At 39.6% G+C, this 23,177-nt stretch carries 23 protein-coding genes; 12 read left to right on the forward strand and 11 right to left on the reverse strand.

The window, feature by feature from the left end; translation table 11 throughout:
- Positions 1-12: 12 nt before the first annotated feature.
- Both R5R67_RS00725 and R5R67_RS00730 read right to left on the reverse strand, forming a co-directional pair.
- The gene (locus R5R67_RS00725; RefSeq protein WP_000368721.1) at positions 13-462 is read right to left on the reverse strand and encodes a hypothetical protein; all 450 of its coding nucleotides are present in this window, start codon (positions 460-462) and stop codon (positions 13-15) included.
- A gap of 147 nt (positions 463-609) precedes the next feature.
- Entirely contained in the window at positions 610-987 is a 378-nt protein-coding gene (locus R5R67_RS00730) for a winged helix-turn-helix transcriptional regulator (protein ID WP_001029766.1), read from the reverse strand.
- Between the two features lie 99 nt (positions 988-1,086).
- On the opposite strand from R5R67_RS00730, the gene R5R67_RS00735 reads away from it, so the two are divergent.
- Positions 1,087-2,097 carry a zinc-binding alcohol dehydrogenase family protein gene (locus R5R67_RS00735; RefSeq protein ID WP_000648644.1) on the forward strand — a complete coding sequence of 337 codons (1,011 nt, stop codon included), beginning with the start codon at positions 1,087-1,089 and terminating at the stop codon, positions 2,095-2,097.
- A 47-nt stretch (positions 2,098-2,144) separates the two neighbouring features.
- On the opposite strand, the gene R5R67_RS00740 is transcribed toward R5R67_RS00735, so the two are convergent.
- Entirely contained in the window at positions 2,145-2,390 is a 246-nt protein-coding gene (locus tag R5R67_RS00740) for a SlyX family protein (protein ID WP_000165735.1), read from the reverse strand.
- Positions 2,391-2,422: 32 nt separating this feature from the next.
- Here R5R67_RS00740 and R5R67_RS00745 point away from each other — a divergent pair, with 32 nt between their 5' ends.
- The 4 genes from R5R67_RS00745 to R5R67_RS00760 all read left to right on the forward strand — a co-directional run bounded on the left by R5R67_RS00745 (position 2,423) and on the right by R5R67_RS00760 (position 7,532).
- Positions 2,423-4,333, forward strand: a complete 1,911-nt coding sequence (locus R5R67_RS00745) for an ATP-binding cassette domain-containing protein (protein ID WP_000323468.1) — start codon at positions 2,423-2,425, stop codon at positions 4,331-4,333.
- Between the two features lie 145 nt (positions 4,334-4,478).
- Positions 4,479-5,111: a LysE family translocator gene (locus tag R5R67_RS00750; protein WP_000886295.1), complete on the forward strand. Its 633-nt coding sequence runs from the start codon at positions 4,479-4,481 to the stop codon at positions 5,109-5,111.
- Positions 5,112-5,230: 119 nt separating this feature from the next.
- Complete coding sequence (gene lpxL / locus R5R67_RS00755; protein ID WP_000078872.1) at positions 5,231-6,166, forward strand: LpxL/LpxP family Kdo(2)-lipid IV(A) lauroyl/palmitoleoyl acyltransferase; 936 nt, start codon at positions 5,231-5,233, stop codon at positions 6,164-6,166.
- A 265-nt stretch (positions 6,167-6,431) separates the two neighbouring features.
- On the forward strand, positions 6,432-7,532 hold the full coding sequence (locus R5R67_RS00760; RefSeq protein ID WP_000867097.1) for a glycosyltransferase family 4 protein: 1,101 nt from the start codon (positions 6,432-6,434) through the stop codon (positions 7,530-7,532).
- Between the two features lie 55 nt (positions 7,533-7,587).
- On the opposite strand, the gene gltP is transcribed toward R5R67_RS00760, so the two are convergent.
- The gene (gene gltP, locus R5R67_RS00765) at positions 7,588-8,874 is read right to left on the reverse strand and encodes a glutamate/aspartate:proton symporter GltP (RefSeq protein ID WP_000787679.1); all 1,287 of its coding nucleotides are present in this window, start codon (positions 8,872-8,874) and stop codon (positions 7,588-7,590) included.
- A gap of 689 nt (positions 8,875-9,563) precedes the next feature.
- The gene (locus tag R5R67_RS00770; RefSeq protein ID WP_000639216.1) at positions 9,564-10,685 is read right to left on the reverse strand and encodes an endonuclease/exonuclease/phosphatase family protein; all 1,122 of its coding nucleotides are present in this window, start codon (positions 10,683-10,685) and stop codon (positions 9,564-9,566) included.
- Between the two features lie 189 nt (positions 10,686-10,874).
- On the opposite strand from R5R67_RS00770, the gene asd reads away from it, so the two are divergent.
- The 5 genes from asd (at position 10,875) to truA (ending at position 16,670) form a co-directional block, all read left to right on the forward strand.
- Positions 10,875-11,993: an aspartate-semialdehyde dehydrogenase gene (gene asd / locus R5R67_RS00775; protein ID WP_000862762.1), complete on the forward strand. Its 1,119-nt coding sequence runs from the start codon at positions 10,875-10,877 to the stop codon at positions 11,991-11,993.
- A 148-nt stretch (positions 11,994-12,141) separates the two neighbouring features.
- Positions 12,142-13,506 carry a FimV family protein gene (locus R5R67_RS00780; RefSeq protein ID WP_000128067.1) on the forward strand — a complete coding sequence of 455 codons (1,365 nt, stop codon included), beginning with the start codon at positions 12,142-12,144 and terminating at the stop codon, positions 13,504-13,506.
- A gap of 59 nt (positions 13,507-13,565) precedes the next feature.
- Complete coding sequence (locus R5R67_RS00785; RefSeq protein ID WP_000967583.1) at positions 13,566-14,828, forward strand: hypothetical protein; 1,263 nt, start codon at positions 13,566-13,568, stop codon at positions 14,826-14,828.
- 58 nt (positions 14,829-14,886) lie between these two features.
- Positions 14,887-15,858 carry an asparaginase gene (locus tag R5R67_RS00790; RefSeq protein WP_318754729.1) on the forward strand — a complete coding sequence of 324 codons (972 nt, stop codon included), beginning with the start codon at positions 14,887-14,889 and terminating at the stop codon, positions 15,856-15,858.
- Between the two features lie 14 nt (positions 15,859-15,872).
- Entirely contained in the window at positions 15,873-16,670 is a 798-nt protein-coding gene (gene truA, locus R5R67_RS00795) for a tRNA pseudouridine(38-40) synthase TruA (RefSeq protein WP_001190102.1), read from the forward strand.
- 19 nt (positions 16,671-16,689) lie between these two features.
- Here the strand turns inward: truA and R5R67_RS00800 are convergent, their stop codons facing one another.
- Positions 16,690-17,700, reverse strand: a complete 1,011-nt coding sequence (locus tag R5R67_RS00800) for an AraC family transcriptional regulator (protein WP_002009591.1) — start codon at positions 17,698-17,700, stop codon at positions 16,690-16,692.
- Between the two features lie 263 nt (positions 17,701-17,963).
- On the opposite strand from R5R67_RS00800, the gene infA reads away from it, so the two are divergent.
- Positions 17,964-18,185, forward strand: a complete 222-nt coding sequence (gene infA / locus R5R67_RS00805) for a translation initiation factor IF-1 (RefSeq protein ID WP_001284370.1) — start codon at positions 17,964-17,966, stop codon at positions 18,183-18,185.
- A 51-nt stretch (positions 18,186-18,236) separates the two neighbouring features.
- Here the strand turns inward: infA and R5R67_RS00810 are convergent, their stop codons facing one another.
- Positions 18,237-18,605 (reverse strand): lysozyme inhibitor LprI family protein, encoded by a 369-nt coding sequence (locus tag R5R67_RS00810; RefSeq protein ID WP_000724608.1) that lies wholly within the window; start codon positions 18,603-18,605, stop codon positions 18,237-18,239.
- Positions 18,606-18,773: 168 nt separating this feature from the next.
- On the opposite strand from R5R67_RS00810, the gene R5R67_RS00815 reads away from it, so the two are divergent.
- Entirely contained in the window at positions 18,774-19,181 is a 408-nt protein-coding gene (locus R5R67_RS00815) for a hypothetical protein (protein ID WP_002030185.1), read from the forward strand.
- Between the two features lie 53 nt (positions 19,182-19,234).
- Here R5R67_RS00815 and leuB read toward each other — a convergent pair whose 3' ends face one another.
- From leuB to leuC, 4 genes are all read right to left on the reverse strand, one after another.
- Positions 19,235-20,314: a 3-isopropylmalate dehydrogenase gene (gene leuB, locus R5R67_RS00820; RefSeq protein ID WP_000043186.1), complete on the reverse strand. Its 1,080-nt coding sequence runs from the start codon at positions 20,312-20,314 to the stop codon at positions 19,235-19,237.
- 31 nt (positions 20,315-20,345) lie between these two features.
- Positions 20,346-20,936 carry a hypothetical protein gene (locus tag R5R67_RS00825; RefSeq protein WP_001984507.1) on the reverse strand — a complete coding sequence of 197 codons (591 nt, stop codon included), beginning with the start codon at positions 20,934-20,936 and terminating at the stop codon, positions 20,346-20,348.
- A 112-nt stretch (positions 20,937-21,048) separates the two neighbouring features.
- Positions 21,049-21,696, reverse strand: a complete 648-nt coding sequence (leuD, locus tag R5R67_RS00830; protein ID WP_000649450.1) for a 3-isopropylmalate dehydratase small subunit — start codon at positions 21,694-21,696, stop codon at positions 21,049-21,051.
- A gap of 18 nt (positions 21,697-21,714) precedes the next feature.
- Positions 21,715-23,133, reverse strand: coding sequence for a 3-isopropylmalate dehydratase large subunit (gene leuC, locus R5R67_RS00835; RefSeq protein ID WP_000907602.1), 1,419 nt, complete (start codon positions 23,131-23,133; stop codon positions 21,715-21,717).
- Positions 23,134-23,177 lie beyond the last annotated feature (44 nt).

Here is a 23,177-nt window from a genome sequence, read left to right on the forward strand (position 1 = left end):
TAAATTTAAAAATCAGGCTTCAGCCAAGGCCAACAGATAAGCCTTCATCTCATCTAATTGCGTAGCTTTCAGGTCCGATTCCTCATCCCAATAAAGGCCTACACAGTTTGCCTGCATATCAATAGCATAAATCCCTTTTAATGCAATGGGAGAATCATTAAATTTCTCATCGCCTTGCACAACTTTTAATTTTCCGTCTATAACGCGAGCACGCATGAGCGGTAAACGAGCATCGGGGATCAATACACTATAGTAAGCAACCATGCTGGCACGCTTTTCAGTTGCCATCGGGACATGTGTCCATTCAGGTGCAGCAATTACGCGTGGATGTAGCCCCATTTTGCGGGCTTTGTCTCGCATAATTCCCAGCGCCTTTTCACGTGGACTCACTCTTAAACCAAAAATGGAGCCTAGCACGAAAAGAACAATGATAACGGTAACCCAAATTCCGATATTGTCCATAGCAAAACCTATTAATCTCTTTTATTAGAGTTGCATAAGCTGACCAGAAAACGCAAGTTACATCATAAAAATAATGTCCAATTAACCGACAAGGCTAAAAACTACAACATTTCCTCATAGATATTTTTAACAATCTAGGCAGAATATTTAGGCGCTCTTTTCAGTTTCAAGAGTAGTTAACTTACCAAACTGATCCAGATGCGCATCTCCCCACGTTTTTAAAGCAAGAAGTATCTGCTCAAGCCCGCACCCTAAATCAGTTAGACAATATTCCACTTTAGGAGGCACTTGAGGATAAACCTCACGGTGAATAATGCCATCTTGTTCTAATTCCCGAAGCTGATTGGTCAACATTCTTTGTGTAATGCTTGGAACTCGTTTACGAATTTCATTAAATCGTAAAGTTCCTTCATTTAATAAATGCCAAAGAATGACACATTTCCATTTGCCATCAATCAAACTGATTGCGGCCTCAACTGAACAACCTGGTGAGCAGTCAAAACTTGAATGTCGAGCTTTTGCCATTTTACAGTATCCTTTTTGACACTATGAGCGTTATTTGTCTGTAGTCACTATTTTTAAGCTTACGTTATGATCAAACTCTCAACAAGAGGAATGATGATTATGAAAGCTGTGGCATATCAAAAAGCGGGGCCTATTACATTGCCAGAGGCGCTCGTAGATATTGAACTCAATACTCCAGTAGCTAAAGGACATGATTTACTTGTTCGTGTTCAAGCTGTATCAGTAAATCCGGTCGATACCAAAATACGTCAAAATGTAAGTGCTGAACAATCTGGCTGGAAAGTTCTTGGATGGGATGCTGTAGGCACGGTAGAAGCGATTGGCGATAAAGTTACTCAATTTAAAATTGGTGATGTGGTCTGGTATGCAGGTGCTTTAAATCGCCAAGGCAGTAATAGTGAATTGCAATTAGTTGATGAACGTATTGTCGGTCATAAACCAAAAACTTTAGAAGTGACTGAAGCTGCGGCTCTTCCTTTAACAGCAATCACAGCTTGGGAAATGTTATTTGATCGTCTGCAAGTTCCAAAGACTGCGCCTGCTAATACGACTATTTTAGTGATTGGTGGATCTGGTGGGGTAGGTTCAATTACCATTCAGCTTCTTAAGCAATTAACTAACCTCACGATTATTGCTACAGCTTCACGCCCCGAAACAAAAGAATGGGTAGAACAACTAGGTGCTGATTATGTATTAGACCACCGTCAGTCTTTAGCTGCACAAATTAAACAATTAGGTTTAAGTGCACCTTTATATGTATTCTCAACCACTGAAACAGATCAACATTTATCAGATATTGTAGAGTTAATTGCTCCACAAGGTCATTTTGGACTTATTGATGACCCTGATCAGTTAGATATTAAACCGTTTAAATCTAAGTCTGTCTCAGTCCACTGGGAGTTTATGTTTACGCGCTCAATGTTCCAAACGGAAGATATGGAAAAACAAAGTGCGCTACTAAATGAAGTCAGTAAACTGGTGGATGAAGGTAAAATCAAAACAACTGTGACTCAGGTTTTAAGCCCAATTAATGCTGAAAACTTAACACGGGTTCATGAGCAAATTGAAAGTGGTTCAACCAAAGGAAAAATCGTTTTACACGGATTTTAAGTTGCACTTTTGAAAATAAATGGCAAGCTTAACGCTTGCCATTTTAATTAATAATGCGGTGGTTTATTCGTTAATGGATCAAAAGGTGCAACACCTTCTGATAAATCTGCAGATTCCACACGTTGATAAAGTAATTGCATTTGTTTTTTTAAATCAGCTATTTCTAAAGTTTGAATCGCGAGTTGCTGATTTAATTCCTCAACTAAATCATCTAAAAATGCAATTCGCACTTGCAAATCTTCAATGGGTGCGGAAAATGACGCTTGATCATCATGATATGGTGGTTTAGTCATTTAAGTCCTCATTTGAGATTTTGGAAAACATTATGGCCTATATTACTTTAAGGGATGTCCAACTTGCTTTTGGCGGACCTGCCCTGCTCGATGGCGCGAACTTCAACCTAGAACGTGGCGAACGAGTCTGTTTAATTGGTCGTAATGGTGAAGGTAAGTCTACTTTACTTAAACTCATTGAGGGAAGCCTACTACCAGATTCTGGTGAAGTTTCTGTCCAAAATGGTTTAACTGTTTCTATGTTAGCCCAAGATGTTCCAATGTCATCGGGCAAAGTTGCAGATATTGTAGCAGAAGGTGCAGGCGAAGCCGCTGCCGTACTTAAAGCCTATCATGAAGCAAGTGATGCCTGTGTACTTGGTGACATGGAAGCTTGCGATCGTATGGGATCTTTACAGCATAAACTTGACCAACTTGATGGATGGGCTTTAGAAAATAAGGTCAACACGATTTTAGGTAAAATGGAGTTAGATCCGAATGCAGATCTAGCCGACCTATCGGGTGGTCGTAAACGTCGTGTTTTACTTGCCCGCGCCCTACTTACCCAACCAGATGTGTTATTACTCGATGAGCCAACTAACCACTTAGATGTTGAAAGTATTGAGTGGCTTGAGAAATTCCTGCTTGATCAAAATAATTTAACCTTACTCTTTATTTCGCATGACCGTTCTTTTGTAGACCGCCTTGCAACTCGTATTGTGGAATTGGACCGCGGCATATTACGCAGCTATGAAGGAAACTATTCTCGTTACCTTGACCTAAAAGCTCAGCAACTTGAAGCTGAAGAAAAACAAAATGCCTTGTTTGAAAAGAAACTTGCCGAAGAAGAAGCATGGATTCGTCAAGGTATTAAAGCGCGTCGTACACGTAATGAAGGTCGTGTTCGTGCCCTTAAAGCATTACGAGAAGAGTCAAAAGCTCGCCGTTTCCAACAAGGCAAAGTCAATATGGGCGTTCAAGAAGCACAGCGCTCAGGCAAACTTGTATTTGATATTGAACACTTAAGCGTAAGCTACGATGGACAAACCCTCATTAGAGATTTCTCTGCCATTGTTATGCGCGGTGACCGCATTGGTTTGGTCGGTGATAACGGCGTAGGAAAGACTACTTTAATTAAAGCGATCTTAGGCGAAGTTCAGCACGAAGGTGTTGTCAAAACAGGAACTCAGCTTGAAATTGCTTACTTCGACCAATTACGTAATCAGCTTGATCTTGAAAAGTCGGTTTCTGAAAACGTTTCTGAAGGTTCAGATTTCGTTGATGTAAATGGTCAACGTCGCCATATTCTCAGTTACTTACAAGACTTCCTATTCTCTCCAGAACGAGCTCGTACACCGGTAAAAGCACTTTCTGGTGGTGAGCGTAATCGTGTCCTGTTAGCAAAACTATTGCTCAAGCCATCGAACCTGATTGTAATGGATGAGCCAACGAATGACTTAGATATGGTCACACTTGAGCTACTTGAGGAGATGTTGTCTGAATATAAAGGTACTTTGCTCCTAATTAGCCATGACCGTGCTTTTATGGACAATGTGGTGACATCAACTTGGGTATTTGATGGCAAAGGCGGTATTGCAGAATATATCGGTGGTTATCAGGACTATTTGATTCAGCGTCCAAACGAGAGAGTCGTTGACCAAAAAGGCGATGTAAAAAAAGCTCAGGCTAAAGCAGAAGCTGAAAAAAATGCAGCTCAAACGAACGTAAAAAAGGTCAAATTAAGCTACAAAGATCAACGTGAACTTGAGCAATTACCGGCAGAAATTGAAAAGTTAGAAAATGAGCAAGCTGAACTTTCTGACAAACTTGCTGACGGGTCATGGTTCGTAACTGATGCCGATGCGGCAACCAAAGCAAGCCAGCGTCTAGCAGAAATTGAAGAATTACTCCTTGAAAAGTTAGAGCGCTGGGATGAACTTGAGCAAATGAGTAAAGGGAATTAATTAATTTTTTTACCTGCTGATTAATTTAAAAAGCCTCCTAGATTAGGAGGCTTTTTTAAATATAATTTAAGATATTTTTTCAAATAAGATTTATAAAAATAATTATGTTATACCTATCAGTATAATAATATTTAAGGATATTTCCATGCTAGATCTCTCTCAAATTTTGGCATTTGGATTAATTTGTCTGGCAATGGTACTCACCCCTGGCCCAAACATGATTTATCTTATCTCTTGTTCCATTAGTCAGGGCAAAATCGCAGGATTTATTTCTCTCGGTGGCGTTGCCGTTGGTTTTGTATTTTACATGCTTTGCGCATCTTTCGGGATTACAGCACTTGTTGTTGCAGTACCTTATGCATATGACACTATTCGTATTGCCGGTGCGATGTACTTACTTTGGTTAGCATGGAAAGCTTTACGCCCCAATGCCGCACCTATTTTTAATGTTAAAGATTTAGCGGTTGACTCACCATTAAAGTTATTTTTAATGGGCTTTTTGACTAATTTACTTAATCCTAAAATTGCGATTATGTATTTATCTTTATTACCTCAGTTTATTCACCCACAACAAGGCAGTATTTTAGCGCAGTCTATCCAACTCGGGACTATACAAATTTTTGTAAGCGTTTCAGTAAATGCGCTGATTGTATTTTCTGCTGGTAGCATTGCTCTTTTTCTACAGAAAAAACCACTTTGGGCAAGCATTCAACGCTGGGTCATGGGTACAGTATTAGCTGGCCTTGCGGTTCGTATTCTTCTAGAACACCGCCGATAACCCGCTTTATTTTTCTTTATCGCGTCTAAACCTTCAATTTACTCCTGTGTATTACGACGATAAATTCAGTTCGTGATACACTTTTGGCAGTTTTAACTTTTTAAATTCTTTATATCGTTATGAGCCAAAAGCAGCCTTATACGCCCGGTGAGTTTCAATGGTCCTTTTTGTTGCCTAAATATTGGGGTGTGTGGATTGCGATTACTTTCCTGATGCTTTTGGCTATTTTACCGTGGGCAATTCAATGGCGCTTAGCTCATGGATTGGCAAACCTTGCTTGGAAATATTTAAAGTCTCGTCGTAAAACCACAATTCGTAATTTAGAAGTTTGTTTCCCTGAATGGTCACCTGAAAAAGTACAGCAACAAGCAAAACAAGTTTTTGTAGATATGATGCTTGGTATTTTTGAGACCTTAAACGCATGGTATAAACCTTACTGGTTTAAAAACCGCGTCACTATTGAAGGCTTAGAACACATTACCAATGCACAAGCTCAAGGCAAAGGTGTTTTATTGCTTGGTACACATAGTACTTTACTCGATGCAGGTGGTTATGTATGCGCCCAATATTTCGAGCCGGATGTTGTGTATCGCCCTCAAAACAACCCCCTCCTCGATATGCTAATTTATCGTTGCCGCGGCACAATTTATAAAGCACAAATTGATCATGATGACATGCGTGGTTTGATTCGTCATCTTAAAGAGGGTGATGCAATTTGGTATAGTCCCGATCAAGACTTTGGGCTTAAACAAGGTGTTATGGCACCATTTTTTGGAGTCCCAGCTGCCACTGTAACCGCTCACCGTCGTTTATTAAAAATCTCGAAAGCGGTTGCTGTGCCTTTATATTTTTATCGTCATGGCGATGTACAAGACCCTAAATATCATATCTTGATTGAACCAGCGGTTGACAATATGCCAAGTGAAGATGAAGTCGATGATGCAACGCGTGTGAATAAGATTATTGAGAACCAACTTCGTATCGCACCAACTCAATATATGTGGTTTCACCGTCGTTTTAAAACACGTCCTGAAGGATATGAAGAGATTTATTAAGATAAGGCTGTAATAATTTTAGATTAGTAATAGGCACAGCTTCGATTTAAAGTGATATTCAAATACTTTCGGATAGGCAGACCTTACTTTTTAGGGATGAAAAGTAAGCAAAAATCCTTTGTTCCGGTGATGTTACATCCTTGTAACACAACGCAACAGCGACATCCATGTCGCTATCACGATAGTAAACTCCGGATAATGATTTAGTTTGAGATGATGTATCTATGGATGATCCATCTTTTATGAACGTATAAGGCAAAAAACAATGAAAGTGATGCAACTTCTCCCAGAACTTAATAGCGGTGGCGTAGAACGCGGCACACTGGAAATTGCACGTGCACTGGTCGCACAAGGCCATCAATCTTTGGTTGTTTCAAATGGCGGCCGACTAGTGTCCCAACTTGAAGCTGAGGGTTCTACTCATTTAACGCTGCCTATCCATAAAAAATCATTGTCAAGCTTGTGGCAAATCCGTCCATTACGTCAGCTGATTGAAGAGCACCAACCAGACATTGTACATGTGCGCTCTCGCGTACCTGCGTGGCTAACCCACTTCGCTTTAAGAAAAATACCAGCGAATAAACGCCCTCACCTCATTAGCACGGTACATGGTTTCTATTCAGTTAATCGTTATAGTGCGATCATGACTCAGGCAGAAAAAGTGATCGCTGTTTCTGACAGCGTAGTTAAATACATCACAGACCATTATAAAAACTGTCCACCACAAGATATTGTCCGTATTTATCGAGGCATTGACCCTGCTGCTTTTCCGCATAACTACCAACCTTCAGCACAGTGGTTTAACCAAGTTTTTAACGACTTTCCCGAACTCGAGAATAAATTTTTACTTTGCCTACCTGGCCGTATTACTCGTTTAAAAGGACATGAAAGTTTAATTGAACTGATGCAGCAACTTCATTCGCAATATCCTCAACTGCATGCTGTTGTTGTGGGTGGGGCTGATGTAAAAAAACAAGCCTATTTAAGTGAGTTGCAAAACACCATTCAAAGCAAAGGACTTGCAGATAAAATTACCTTTGTAGGACATCGCTCAGATATACGCGAATGGCTCGCTTTTAGCGATATAGTACTCTCTCTATCCAATCAAGCAGAAACATTCGGTAGAACAGCATTAGAAGCCCTTTCGGTAGGCACGCCGGTCATTGGCTGGAACCGTGGAGGTGTTGCCGAGATTTTATCTCATGTGTACCCGCAAGGTCTTGTTGAAGCAGAAAATGAAAAAGCTTTAGTAGAAATAGTAAAGCATCATATTGAACAACCGCAAACAGTCGCTCCTGTGACAATGTTTAGTTTAAAAGATATGTGTGACCAAACCCTTGAGCTATATCAAAGTGTATTGAAATAACCCAATAAAAAACCCGCGATGTTCGCGGGTTTTTTTCGACTAAAAAATTTCTCTCTTACTTAAGAGATGCTTCATAAGCAGCAGCTTTTTCATAGTCGTATTGTTTTTCCCATTTACTGATTACAAGTACAGCAAGCGCGTTACCTACAACGTTCAACGCAGTACGAGCCATATCCATGATACGGTCAACACCAGCAATAAATGCTAAGCCTTCTACAGGAATACCAACACTACCCAATGTTGCCAATAACACAACAAATGATACCCCAGGAACACCTGCAATACCTTTAGAAGTAATCATTAACGTTACAACTAAAATCACTTGTTGGCTGATTGACATTTCAATACCGTAAAGCTGTGCAATAAAGATTGCTGCGATACTTTGGTAAAGCGTAGAACCGTCAAGGTTAAATGAATAACCAGTTGGAATTACAAAACTAGAAATCGCTTTTGGCGCACCATAAGCTTCCATTTTTTGCATAATACGCGGTAAAACTGTTTCCGAACTTGCAGTCGAATACGCCAAAATTAATTCGTCTTTCAAAATCTTAAACAAAGTAAAGATATTGATGCTGAACATTTTTGCAGTAATACCTAAAACCACTAAAGCAAAGAATAAGATTGCACCATAAACCAATACAACCAATTTACCCAATGGAATAAGCGAAGCAAAACCGAAGTTTGCAACAGTTACAGCGATTAAGCCAAATACACCCACTGGCGCATATTTCATGATGATGTGTGTTACACGGAACATTGTTTCCGATACAGCATGAAATACATTTAATAATGGGTCTTTTGTTGTTGCTGGTAATGAAGATAAACCAATACCAAATAGCACAGCAAAGAAAATCACTGGCAACATTTCGCCATGCGCCATTGAACTAATAATGTTCGTTGGGATAAGCGATAATATCGTCTGGATAATACCATTAGACTGTGACTGTACTTCTTCAGTTGTATGCTTATATTGAGAAATATCAGTTTGTACCAGTTGAGACATATCAATGCCTGAACCTGGATGGAAGATATTCGCTGCAAACAAGCCAACCAAAATAGCAATAGTAGTAATAATTTCGAAATAGAGAATGGTTTTAAAACCAAGACGCCCTAGACTTTTTGTACTGCCAACACCAGCAATACCTAAAATCAATGTAGAGAAAACGATTGGGATTACAATCATTTTAATCAGGCTAATAAAGATCTTACCTAATGGAGTAAGAACGTTATTTACAATACTATCTTTGATTTCAGGCTGGTTATGTAAAACAGCCCCGACAACTATCCCTAGGATTAAAGCAATTAAAATTTGCCATGCAAGGCTAAATTTAAAATTCTTCATAAGACAATCCTTATGCACCGCAAAGTATCAAATATGAGAGGGAGAAGACCACTACTTTAGAGTGAAACCTCAATATGTACACGAATTTCCAAACAGAAATTTAAATGCACAAGCAAATCACAACCCGCCGATCCGGCGAAGTAAACAACAATGCCTGTTGACGATCCAACATGTCAACGATCGGCACATTCTATTGAGATTTGCCAATTAAACAAGTCCAATTTATATCTAAATAGGTCAAAGCCTAGATTTATCCATCAATAATCTATAAAAACAAAAACTTAACAAAAAATTTTTTTGTATCTATTTTCATTAAAAATTGCTCAGATATATAAAAAAATTTATGGACGATTACTTATAATTAAGTAGATTTTAAAATTAAGAATACCTTAAAAATATTGGTTTTATTTACAACGAATTAAATGATATATCTATAAAATATCAACCCGAGTTCTGCGTCCTGCAAAACTCGGGTAAATGAGGTTGTGCTTTCAGGGTATATAATTCTTTTTATCGCTTCCGTTCTAACATCTTATCCGTGATGTCGTTCCATATCAGCTTAGTGCATCCTTACTTGGGATTATCCATTCCCGCTTCCGTGTGCCGATGAATGTAGAATACGGGTTTTAACTCTGCCTGCCTATTGGACCTAGACTCAAATCTTTGTACGTTATTGCTTACAACTCACTTTATATATTTTTCTCTTTATAAGGCTGTGCAATTTCATCAGTCACGATTTTTTCTTCTTTTTCAGCTTTAGCAATACCTTCTTGTATCGCGGCTTGAGCTTCTTCTTCATCGGCTTGAGTTTGTTCTAGTTCCTCGTGAATTTCTTCAAATATTCGACCTGTTTGTAAAACGACATAGACAGGAAAATGGTCTGATCCAATATGAGATAAACGCTGCATTTTTACTAAACCGAAGTCTGTACTATGAAAGATATGGTCAAGTGACCAGCGCAATAAAGGATAGTCCGCATGAAAAGTATTAATAAAATGCCGCCCCACTCGTGGATCGAGTAGCCCACTAATACGTTGAAATAAACGGGTTGTTCGTGACCACGCTACGTCGTTTAAATCCCCCATCACAATACAACTTTCATTAAGATCTTTAATTTGATCTCCGACAATTAAAAGCTCAGCGTCACGCAGTGTTGAATCTTTTGCTTCAGTTGGGCTAGGTGGCTTAGGATGTAAACAGTAGAGCTGAACAGGCATGCCAGATCGCAAAATTACCGTGGTATGAATAGAAGGAATTTCATTACTTAAAATGAATTTAACCTCAGTATTTTTAAGCGGTAACCGGCTATATAAATGCATCCCGTATAAATTATCTAATGGTACGGGCACACGGTATGGATAATCTTTCTCGATCTCTTTTAAAGCATTTTCCCAAGTTGTATCGCTCTCTAAAGTAAGCAATAAATCAGGTTTTAACGTCCGTACATGCTCAAGTAATAAATGATATTTATCATTCGGGGTGAGCACATTAGAAACTATCAGTGAAATCTGTTTTTTAGGATCTAGCTGATGCTGTTTGACCTTTTTAACCTGTTTTTTCCAAAACAGCGTATACGGTAAAACCATTTTAAGTTGGTAGGCAATCGCTGCGATGAGTACCGCAAGCAAAAGCTCACGCCATACGTCCCATTCGGTCGGCCAAAACAACATACCAATTAAAGCAATTAAGCCAATAAACAGAATTTGTAATCTTGGAAAATCTGCACCTCGAAACCACCACTCATCACGAGGAATAAGTGACCAGAAGCTTAACCAAATCACCACTACTGCCAGTACTTCGATATAAATCATTGAAATTACTCTTTTAAGATGATTTGTTTTTTAATGTTTTTGTCATCTTTATCAATTTTGTATGTAACATAAACAAGATATTCTACTCAATAAAATTGCTGTTTTGATTCTGTAACGCTTGCAGTTGTGAGCACTTTTGATACACTCAACTCCCCCTTTAACAATTTTAACGCACCGAGGCAAAATGACATGAAAGTAGGTCTGGTCGGTTGGCGCGGGATGGTCGGTTCCGTCCTTATGCAACGTATGGTTGAAGAGAATGATTTTGCTCATATTGAGCCATTCTACTTCTCTACCAGTAATGCAGGTGGTGAAGCTCCTTCATTTGGTGGTAAGACTGCCCCAGCACTTATGGAAGCTACAGACATTACCAGTCTGAAGCAAATGGATGTCATTATTACCTGTCAAGGTGGTGACTACACGTCTGAAGTTTTCCCAAAGTTAAAAGCAACTGGTTGGGATGGCTACTGGATTGATGCGGCATCTACTTTACGTATGACTGATGATGCAATCATCGTTCTTGATCCGGTTAACCTTAATGTAATTAAAGACGGTTTAGCGAAAGGCACTAAAACTTTCGTTGGTGGTAACTGTACAGTATCACTCATGTTGATGGGTGTTGGCGCACTTTTCCAAAATAATTTGGTTGAGTGGATGACTGCAATGACTTATCAAGCGGCATCAGGCGCTGGCGCACAAAACATGCGTGAGTTGTTAACAGGTATGGGTTATTTATATAACAATACCAAGACTTTGTTAGATGATCCTAAATCTGCAATTCTTGATATTGACCGTCAAGTTGCCGAGTTACAACGCGGTGAAGGTTTCCCTTCTGCGAACTTTGGTGTGCCACTTGCTGGTTCATTAATTCCTTACATTGATAAACAGCTTGAAAGCGGTCAGTCAAAAGAAGAGTGGAAAGGACAAGTTGAGACCAACAAGATCTTAGGTAACTCTCAAATCGTTCCTATCGATGGTCACTGTGTTCGTATCGGTGCAATGCGTTGCCACTCTCAAGCATTAACCATCAAATTGAAAAAAGATGTTCCGCTTGATGAGATCGAAGATATGATTCGTAACTCAAACCAGTGGGCTAAAGTTGTACCAAATACACGTGAAGCATCAATGACTGATCTTACACCTGTTGCTGTAACTGGTACCCTAACTGTACCTGTAGGTCGTTTACGTAAACTCAATATGGGTAAAGAGTACCTCGGCGCATTCACAGTAGGCGATCAGTTACTTTGGGGTGCTGCTGAGCCTCTACGTCGTATGTTACGTATTTTAGTAGAATACAAAAGCTCATAATTTGATCTGAATTATTCAGTCAAAATAAAAAGCCGATCACATTTGATCGGCTTTTTCGTAACTGGTTTGTAAAAAATTAACAATTTATTTACATTCCATTATTGTATAATTTTGAACGACTTTACGACTGATCAGGTCATGGATTGAGATGACTGCATATAACAAATTAAAAATTGCCATTTTCACCATTATGTCTTCGCCTTCTATTTATGCGATTACATTAGATCCTATTCAAATTCAATCTGCACCTGGGGAATTACTTTATGCAGAAATGAATTTTCAGCAAGCAGATCCTAATACCCCATTGCAAGTCAGTTTGGCCACTCAAGATGATCTCAATGGTTTGGGAGTAACTCATCAACCTCCGGGTAACCTAAACTTTTATACACGCCAAAATGGTCAGGGTTCTGGCGTTATTGTGATTACCTCATCGCGTCCTATTATCGATCCTGAACTGAATATTGTCGTAAAAGTCAGTGAAGGTAACGCAACCCGTCTTCAACATATTAAAACCGTTTTAAAGCCATCGCCTATAAAAAAAGCCGCCATTAACGAAAGTCCACTTTCACCGCAATTTATCGTAAATGAAAAAGATATCGCACTAAATTTACCTGAAAGTACTCAGTACACACCTACTGAAAATACATCAAACGTGGCTGAAACCACAGGTAATGAATATAATCTAAATATTAGCACTGGTACTGCTCCAGCTTTGAATAGTTCTAGCCCTGCTCCTGTGGCTCCTTTTACCGAAAAACCTTCGACTCAAACACCTCAGCCAACTATAGCTACAATGAATACCGAATCATCGGCTGTAGAGAAACAACCCTCGACTTCACTCAAATCAAGTGGTGGCAATCAAACAACTACCGTCAAAAAAGCAGCGCAACCTAAAACTGCTCAACAAAAAAATGTATTAAGTAAAAATGCGTCGAAAAAGCAAAAAATTAGCACTTATAAAGGCCCGGCACCTACAGGTAAATATGTCGTACAACGTAACGAGTCTTTATGGAGTATTGCCAATTGTATTGCAGCACAAACTAAACAACCTGTAGCTAAAGTCATGCGAGATATCCAAGCTCAAAATCGACATGCTTTTATTCAAGGCGATGTAAACCGTTTACGTCAGGGAAGTTCGCTAAACTTAACAACAAATACAACTAAAGCTTCCCATTTAAAACCTAAATCGAGTGAAGCTCACTTGGCAAAACCCTCTTCTGGCAGAGCTAAATATCGTTTACAACAAGCTGAAATGAGCATTGTGGCAGAGAACAGCCCAAATTCTGCTCATGGAAGTGCAAAAAAGAGCACACAACAAAGTCAAAACAATACTGAGTTAGCAGTAAAAGTTATGACAACTCGCAAAAAAACCGTTACATTACAAAGGAATGTAACCAAACTAAATCAAACTTTAAGTTTAAAAGACCAACGTATTCAACTCTTGAATGCGCGTTTGGCAGAGTTACAACAGCAATTACAGGCACAGCAACAAACTCACAAGCAAAAACATTAAGTTAAAACCAGAGTTAGCACGCTTTATATTGCAAATATTTATTTTTTAAGGGGAAAGTAATGTTATATGTGATTCCGTTTATCATATTACTCGTGGTCGCCGTTATTTTAAAAAAACGCGAGAATAGTCAAAAACAAGAGGCCACTTCCCCAAAAAATATAAATAGAAAATCCGGCAAAAAAACGAGTGCTAAATCAAGCAAAAGTTCGCGTGAAAAAACAAAAACCAAGGTCATTGAGGAAAATACTCCTGCTATCCCTCAAAGCAATCCTGTACCTGAAGCTTTGCGACACAATATTCAACAGCTCATTCAAGAAAAACAGTTTTCAGCAGCTGAAGCTCAAGTCAATCAGGCGCTAAAAAAAGATAATACTCAACATGAACTGTATTTATTACTTCTTGAAATTCATATTGCTCAGAAAGATGAATTTGCAATTCAACAGTTGATTAGCCATATTCGTAGCTTAGGTTTAAATGAAATAGCAGCTCAAGCAGAAACTCGACAAAAAGAATATGAATCATCCAGACAACCTGATGCTATTGATTTCCCTCAAGCTCAAACATATGAAGAACCGAAAAACACAGATACAACGGCTCAGTTCGATGAATTAACAACAAGTTCTTCCGAGGCTTCTTTTGATGACCTACAGAAAGACTATACGCCTGTAAAACAAGAACCTGCTGTTGAAATTGAACCTTTAGAGTTTAACTTTTCATTCGAACAGACTTCGGCTACGGAAAATACCAACCAACCGGCACAACAACCTGAGTTATCATCCACTCAAGAAACAAATGAGCTGGCCGATTTAGAGTTTTCTTTTGACTTGGCACCTCTGCATGAAACTGAGGAAAAATCTCAAGCAGTAGAGGTAAAAGCAGACCAAGAAAATAGCATCAATGCATTAGATTTTCACCTTGACTTAAATCCTTCAAGTTCAGAGACGAAATCTGTTGAACAAGCTCCATCATTAGATGAAATTAAACTCGTAGAACAAACCCAATTAGAAGCGGCTTCTATCGCACCTCTTAAGTTTTCGTTAGATGAGCCTGCCTTAGTTCCAGCGCCAGAGCTTGAAACTCAAAGCCATATAGATGTAGTAAATGAAGCAGCTACTCAAACCCAAATAGAGGATCCGCTTTTAGAAGCTTTTCCAGAATTAAAACAAATAAATGAAAATGAACTCGATTTAAAATTGGCTGAACAATACATTAAGTTTGGAGCGAACCAAGCAGCGCGTAATTTACTACAGAGTGATGAGCAAAAATTCAACACAGAACAACAACAACATGCGAAAAACCTACTTAATCGCATAGCTTCTTAGAACTGTTCGATTTACCATAAGCAGTCAGAGATGACTGCTTTTTTATGCCTGCAAAAAGATGAAAAAAATAGCTTTATTTTATATGGGTGGTACTTTTGGTTGCATTGGTGAACCTTTAGCTCCTATGCCTTATGACCAATTCCTACCTCAACTTGAGAAAGTGATTCCCCCACACTTAACAGTTGATTGCTTTGCTGCGCCCAATATTGTCGATAGCAGTGCATGTACAGCACCTGACTGGTTACGCCTAATTCAACGCATACAACAACTACAACTAGAAGGCTATCAGCATTTTGTTGTCATTCATGGTACAGATACGCTCAGTTATGCAGCTGCGACTTTAGCCCGCTTTTTAGGGCAAAGCTGTCATATTGTGATTACTGGTAGCCAATACCCGTTACTCAATATTCAAGGTGATAACACCCGTGAATTTACTGATGCAATCGAAAACTTATATCTTGCATTAGAGCAGGTTATCGCACTTCCGGTTGGTGCTTATCTCGCATTCCACCATCAAGTATTTCACGCACAAACTGCATTAAAAACGCATACCACTGAACTTGATGCATTTTCAGGGTTAAGTAGTAACGTTGAGTTTACGCCTCAGCAAAATGAATTGATCGTACAAGATGCTCAAATTGAAAAAGCTGCTTCCTTTCAGATTTTAAACTGGATGATGCGACCGATTGCAACACAGCATTTAGTACAACAATTACGTCATTTACTGCCTGCCCCACCACACTTTTTAGTGTTGCAAGGTTTCGGTACAGGTAATATCGCCGTAAACGATGAATTTTTGGCAACATTAGACGAACTCTATTCTCGGGGATGTGTACCAATTTTGGCGACACAAGTCACTTTTGGGGGTATTGACCAACGTTATGCAATTAGTGCTTGGGCCAAAACTGCAAAAATTGTCATTAATGATGCCCATAGCCATGCAGATCTCTATGCAAAAGCACTTCAAATCTATTTAAAATACCCAACCCCAGAACAATGGTTGAACCATTGGAATGAAAATCTGCATTAAATAGAGGTGAAGCCATGCAACGTTATGCGGTCGGTATTGAATTTAGTGGTATTCAATATCGAGGTTGGCAAACACAACAGCCAGGCGTTGCCAGCGTTCAGGAAACTATAGAGCGTGTACTCAGCAAAATCGCTGATGAACCAATCACACTTCACGGTGCTGGTCGAACAGATGCAGGAGTACATGCAACAAATATGGTGGCTCATTTTGACACTAATGCGATTCGTCCAGAGCGTGGATGGATCATGGGAGCAAATAGCCAACTTCCTAAGGATATTTCAATTCAGTGGATTAAACAGATGGATGAAGAGTTCCATGCACGTTTTAAAGCCACTGCTCGTCGCTACCGCTATGTTGTATATAACGCTCCACATCGCCCTGCACTTTTACATAAACAAGTCACGCATATTTATCAAAAATTAGACGTGCAAAAAATGATTAAAGCTGCCAGCAAATTTGAAGGTACGCATAACTTTGAAACCTTCCGTGCAGCAGCCTGCCAGTCAAATCAACCTGTACGACATGTAAAGCATTGCCGTTTGTTTGAACATGGACGTTATTTGGTTTTAGATATTCAAGCTGATGGCTTTTTACATCATATGGTTCGAAATATTATGGGTTGCTTACTTGAAATTGGGCAAGGCATGTATGAAATCGACCATATTGATACAATGTTCGCAGCCGAAGATCGTAAGGCAGCAGGAATTACCGCTCCACCTGATGGTCTCTATTTTATTCAATGTTATTATCCCGAGCAGTTTGACTTACCACAACCACCACTCGGGCCACATTGGTTAAACCTACCTGAGTAGGCTTAACCAATTTTTAGTTCTAACGGTGTTGCTTACGCTTACGGTACTCAACCGGTGTTTCGTTAGTCCAGCGCTTAAACGCGCGGTAGAATGTACTCGGTTCAGAAAAACCAGTTAAATACACAATACGCTCAACACTTTCATTAGTATTTGCTAAAAGTTTTTTAGCTAAACGACAACGGTAGTCAGAAAGTATTTGCTGGAAGCTGGTATTTGCTTCACTTAACTGCGTCCGTAAACGACGCGGCGTAATATTTAATTGTGCCGCTACGGTTTCTAGCGTCGTTTCTCCACTTTCAAGTGTCGAACCAATCGCACGACGAACCTCACCCACTAAATCATAACGGGCAAGTTCTTGTAACTTTTCAATTGCCAATTGTTCATGCAATTGAAGTAATTCAGGCTCTGCCTGCCAAAGCTGAAAATCTAAAATGGCAGGGTCAAAATATAGCCGTGTTTCTTTCTGACCTAAGCTTACCGGACAGCCATAGACACGGAAGTATTCATCTTCAGAAGCACCTTCACTGAAATTAAAATCAATGAAGATCGGATGAAACTGGCCTTCGGTAATAAATTTGAAGAATCTGAGCACACCTGAAATCGCACATTCTGAAAAATGACGATTAACAAGGTTGTCTGCCCCTACCTGCTCACCATTGGTCAAATAGCAGCGTCCATCTTCAACCACCAGTTTTGCATCAAAAGCATCACTAATGAGTCGCTGGTAAGCCAAAGCTCGCTTAAGCCCTTCACCAAAAGTTTCACTACTAATAAATAAATGTTCAATCACCTGACCACGGTACAAAGGTAAATGCTCACCTAAATGCAAACCGATGTCTGGATCTTTACTGACTTCCTGAGCAGCAGTCCAAAAGGCATACTGCGCACTTAACGGAGTACGTGCGTTTGTATCGACCTGATTTAAAGCGACTCCCGCTTTAGTTAATATTTCTTCTGTTGGCAATCCTGCACGACGAATTGCTTGATAGCCAAAACGTAATACAACTGATGCATCTGTTAGCTGACCCACGCAGTGCCCTTCCATGTAGATACTTCATTGATACTTAGGAGCTGTTGACTCTTTATGCATGAACAGTCCCTAATAACTATGATTTTAGATTAGCGTTGATTGACCAAACTGACAACAGAATTAGAGTTCTTTTGTGAAAAAAATTACATCTTTTTTATTAGTCATACTTTAACCAGATGCTTTCACGAGAAGATGTCTATCTTGTTTTTTTTAAATAAATTGACTATAATTTGCGCCTTTCCAATTTGATCATCAGGTAGGCTATGGCCAATAAAGAGGAACTCATTGAGTTCGAAGGCGTTGTCACCGAAACGCTTCCTAATACGATGTTCCGTGTACGTCTTGAAAACGGTCACGAAGTTATTGCACACATTTCTGGTAAAATGCGTAAACACTATATTCGTATTCTTACTGGCGACAGTGTGAAAGTCGAAATGACTCCATATGACTTAACCAAAGGTCGTATTACGTACCGTGCTCGCTAATTAGTGAATGCAAAAAAGCCACTTCATCATGTGGCTTTTTTATTGCGTTTTTTATTCACTTAATCGACTGGTTTTACATCCCACCGTTTGGCATTCACGCAATCTTTCTTGCAGCCAATGGTTTCTTTCTTGCGTTGTCTGTAAACGACACTGCACGTCTACGCTATTTCTATTAGAATCTGTACATTCAGCATCACGTTGGCGTATCCAAGCAAGCTGCGACTTCTTAAGCGTATTTCTTTGTGCTGTATTTAATTTCGCTCTTAATGCCTGATAATTCTTATTCAGGTCTGCATCAGCACTCGCATAGATTTTATTGGTACAGTAAATATCATCATAAGTATTACGAGCACTATCACAGTTATCAGCATAGACCGTGGTTATTCCGAAACACAAAAAGGCAAAAACTATTTTTTTCATACTCTTCTTCCTTAAGTTTTGGGCAATTATTATTAGTCTGTAAATATAAGAGTAAGTCTAAAGGCAAACTCACCTTCTATTTATCATAATCTTGCTTTTTTACTTTACAAGTTAGCAAATCCAACCTATTGTTCTTTAATGATAAATATAATTCTATATAGAGAAAAAATGAATATATCTACCTTATGTCAAATGAGTTTGCTTTCATTCATGCTATTTAATATTAATGGCTGTGCTAGTCATCCACGCCAATCTGTAGATTTGCAAGAATATTTAAAAAATTTTATAGGCAAATCATCTACAACGATTCAGCAAGATCTCAACTTACGAAGTCTTGGCTTTCAAGTCGCCCGCACACCACAAAAAACTTCTGATCAACTTATTTATACGATTTTACGGCCCTTAAGCATCCCAATTCCGATGGTAAGTAATGTAGATATGAGAGGTGGTTCTGTTCCCATACAATCAGGTAATTTGAGCGGCAACTCTTATGATATTAACTTTAATTGCAAGGTTATTTTTAAGCTCAAAAATGACATTGCCGAATCTATTCAATACGAAGGTAAAGCTTGCTAAACACAACCATAAAAAAACGCAGCTTTAAGCTGCGTTTTTTAGCAAACTAGCGATTAAGCAAGAGCAGCAACAACTGCTTCACCCATCTCGGCTGTACCAACTTTAGTCATGCCTTCAGACATAATATCGGCTGTACGTAAACCTTGATCAAGTACTTGCCCTACTGCATCTTCAATTGCTTTAGCAGCAGCTTCTTCACGGAAGGTATAACGAAGCATCATCGCAACTGAAAGAATGGTTGCCAACGGGTTTGCAACGTTTTGCCCTGCAATATCAGGCGCTGAACCATGACAAGGTTCATACATGCCTTTGCCATTTTCATCTAAAGAAGCCGATGGCAACATACCAATTGAGCCGGTAAGCATTGCTGCTTCATCAGACAAGATATCGCCAAACAAGTTACCTGTCACGATTACATCAAACTGTTTAGGCGCACGTACAAGCTGCATGGCAGCATTGTCCACATACATATGTGAAAGCTGAATATTTGGATAATTGGCTTGCTGTAAATCTGTGACCGTTTGCTTCCAAAGCTCTGTTACTTCTAAAACATTGGCTTTATCTACAGAACACACTTTACCGCCACGTAATCCTGCAAGTTCAAAAGCAACTTTTGCAATACGCTTAATTTCGCTTTCAGAATAAACGTCAGTGTTATAGCCCTGTTTTTCACCATTTTCGAGTTCACGAATACCACGTGGTTGACCAAAATAGATACCACCAGTTAATTCACGAACGATCAAAATATCTAAACCAGCAACTATCTCAGGTTTTAAGCTAGAAGCATCGGCTAATTGTGGATATAAGATCGCTGGGCGCAAATTAGCAAATAAGTTAAGTTCACTACGAATTTTTAAAAGACCACGTTCAGGACGGATAGAACGTTCAATAGTGTCCCACTTTGGTCCGCCAACAGCACCTAATAAAATGGCATCAGCCTTCTTTGCTTGCTCGCTAGTTACGGCTGGATACGGCTCTCCATGAGCATCAATCGCTGCACCACCTAACAAGCCATGTTCCCAAGTCAACGACAAATTAAATTTTTCATTTACTTTATTTAATACTTTTTCTGCTGCCCCAACAATTTCAGGACCAATCCCATCGCCAGCCAAAATTAAAATCTGTTTAGACATGAAGTTTTCCATTTTCAAAGACAAGACAGCGTTATGACTGCCGTGGTGTTAGTTTTTTCTGTTCGAGAAATTCACCTAGTCCTGTGGTGACATCAAATGGTCGACAAAAACGGCGAATTACCCGCCCATCCTGCTCTAAGTCAACACATAATGGATCTGGTACAGAAACATTCAGCAAACTACCCGAACGGTTAGATTTGTCTCGGTACATTTTAAACATATAGCGATGGTTAGCTTTGAATTGGTGAATAACATGAATCGTTTCAGCCCGATCTGGAGAAATCGGATAGTAACGAATCACCACTTCATATTGTTTGGCAGGCACAGATAGATACAAACTATTGCTTTGACTTAACACCGAACCATTTAATCTCACAATTCCTTGATGAATTGCCTGATTACTAATACGACGTGTCTGTGCATCAACAACAGTAATATCATTTAGCCGTTCAAATTCGCAACTTTTTGCGCCCGAACAATATATTGCTGCATTCTGCCCCAAATTTTCTTGTTCAGCCTGCTTAATACGAACAGTATCCACTACATTGTAAGTGCTCTGACAAGCACTTAGTGTTATCGCGCACAGGCTCAACAAAAAGCTATGAGTAACGTTCCTCTTCATTGTTCAAGCCCAATCCTCATCTAGTGCATAATTTTAAGCTGTTGTTATGCTTTAGCATGTTAGCAAGAGTTTGAACACGACGCCATGACTATGTTTAAAATGTACCGAAAGGTTAATTTATCTCTTGGAATACCCAAGGACGAACCTGTTTGGTTTTTTCTTCATAAGCGCGAATTGCATCCGCATTTTGAAGTGTCAAACCAATATCATCCAAACCATTTAACAAGCAATGCTTACGAAATGGATCTACTTCGAATTTAAATGCTTCGCCAGTTGGTGTACGAACTTCTTGCGCAGCCAAATCAATTGTTAATTGATATCCTTCTTGCGCAGCACATTCCTTAAATAACTGATCAACAATGTCTTCAGGCAAAATGACTGGCAACATTCCGTTTTTAAAACAGTTATTAAAGAAAATATCAGCAAAGCTTGGCGCAATAACGGTACGGAAACCATATTCGTTTAATGCCCAAGGTGCATGCTCACGACTTGAACCACAACCAAAGTTAGTACGAGCAATTAAAACGGTTGCACCTTGATAGCGAGGCTGATTTAAAACGAAATCCGGATTTTTTGGACGTACCGAGTTATCTTGTCCCGGATAGCCTTCGTCTAAATAACGAAGTTCATCAAATAAGTTGTCGCCAAAACCTGTACGTTTAATCGACTTTAAAAACTGTTTTGGAATAATTAAATCTGTATCAACATTGGCACGATCTAATGGTGCAACGATACCTTGTTCAACTGTGTAAGCTTTCATGGTTTGCTCCAGACCGAATTAAAATGAACGAACGTCAACAAAATGACCTGCAATCGCAGCCGCTGCTGCCATTGCCGGACTGACCAAGTGAGTACGACCACCATTACCCTGACGACCTTCAAAGTTACGGTTCGAGGTTGATGCACAATGCTCACCCGGTTGTAACTTGTCTGCATTCATTGCCAAGCACATTGAGCAACCCGGCTCACGCCATTCAAAGCCAGCTTCCAAGAAAATTTTATCCAAACCTTCTTTTTCTGCCTGTTGTTTAACTAAACCAGAACCCGGAACAATCATGGCTTGCTTAATGCTAGGTGCCACTTTACGACCTTTAACTACTTCAGCAGCAGCACGAATATCTTCAATACGTGAATTCGTACAAGAACCGATAAAGACACGATCAAGTTGAATATCAGCTAATGCCTGACCTGCATTTAGGCCCATATACTGATAAGCACGTGTCCAGTCATTGCGTTGTACGTCATCTTTCGCTTGTTCTAAAGTTGGTACAGCTTTCGAGACAGGAATTACCATCTCAGGTGAAGTACCCCAAGACACTTGTGGTTCAATCTCTGTACCATTTAATTCAACAACTGCATCAAACACAGCATCATCGTCTGAATGCAATGTGTTCCAGTAAGCAACTGCTTGATCCCATTGCTCACCTTTTGGTGCATAGCTACGACCTTTTACGTATTCAATGGTTTTATCATCAACAGCAACCATACCCACACGAGCACCAGCTTCGATCGCCATGTTACATACCGTCATACGTCCTTCAATCGACATATCACGGAATACCTGACCACCAAATTCGATTGCATAGCCCGTACCGCCAGCGGTACCAATTTTACCGATAATGGCCAACACGACATCTTTTGGTGTTACACCTTTACCCAATACGCCATCGACGCGAACTAACATGTTTTTAGATTTTTTCTGAACCAAACATTGTGTTGCTAATACATGTTCAACCTCAGATGTCCCAATACCATGTGCCAAGCAACCGAAAGCACCGTGAGTCGCTGTATGTGAGTCACCACACACCACAGTCATACCCGGTAAAGTTAAGCCTTGTTCAGGACCAACAACATGCACAATACCTTGGCGAATATCATTAATACCGAATTCAACGATATTAAATGCCTTACAGTTATCATCTAAGGTCTGAACCTGAATACGAGATGTATCATCTTCAATACCAGCGATGCCCTGATCACGTTCTTTTTTAGAGGTTGGAACGTTGTGATCTGGGGTAGCTACGTTTGCACTTAAACGCCATGGTTGACGACCAGCAAGTTGCAAACCTTCAAATGCTTGTGGACTCGTTACTTCATGCAATAAATGACGGTCGATATAAAGTAAGCACGAACCATCATCACGCTGAGTAACTACGTGGTCATCCCACAATTTGTCATATAAAGTTTTGCCTGCCATGTCGTCTTGCTCCATTGGACTGGGTAATTCTAATCTTTCTTCGA

The organism is Acinetobacter sp. OYA S30 (assembly GCF_033599315.1).
Taxonomy (GTDB): Bacteria; Pseudomonadota; Gammaproteobacteria; order Pseudomonadales; family Moraxellaceae; genus Acinetobacter; species Acinetobacter baumannii.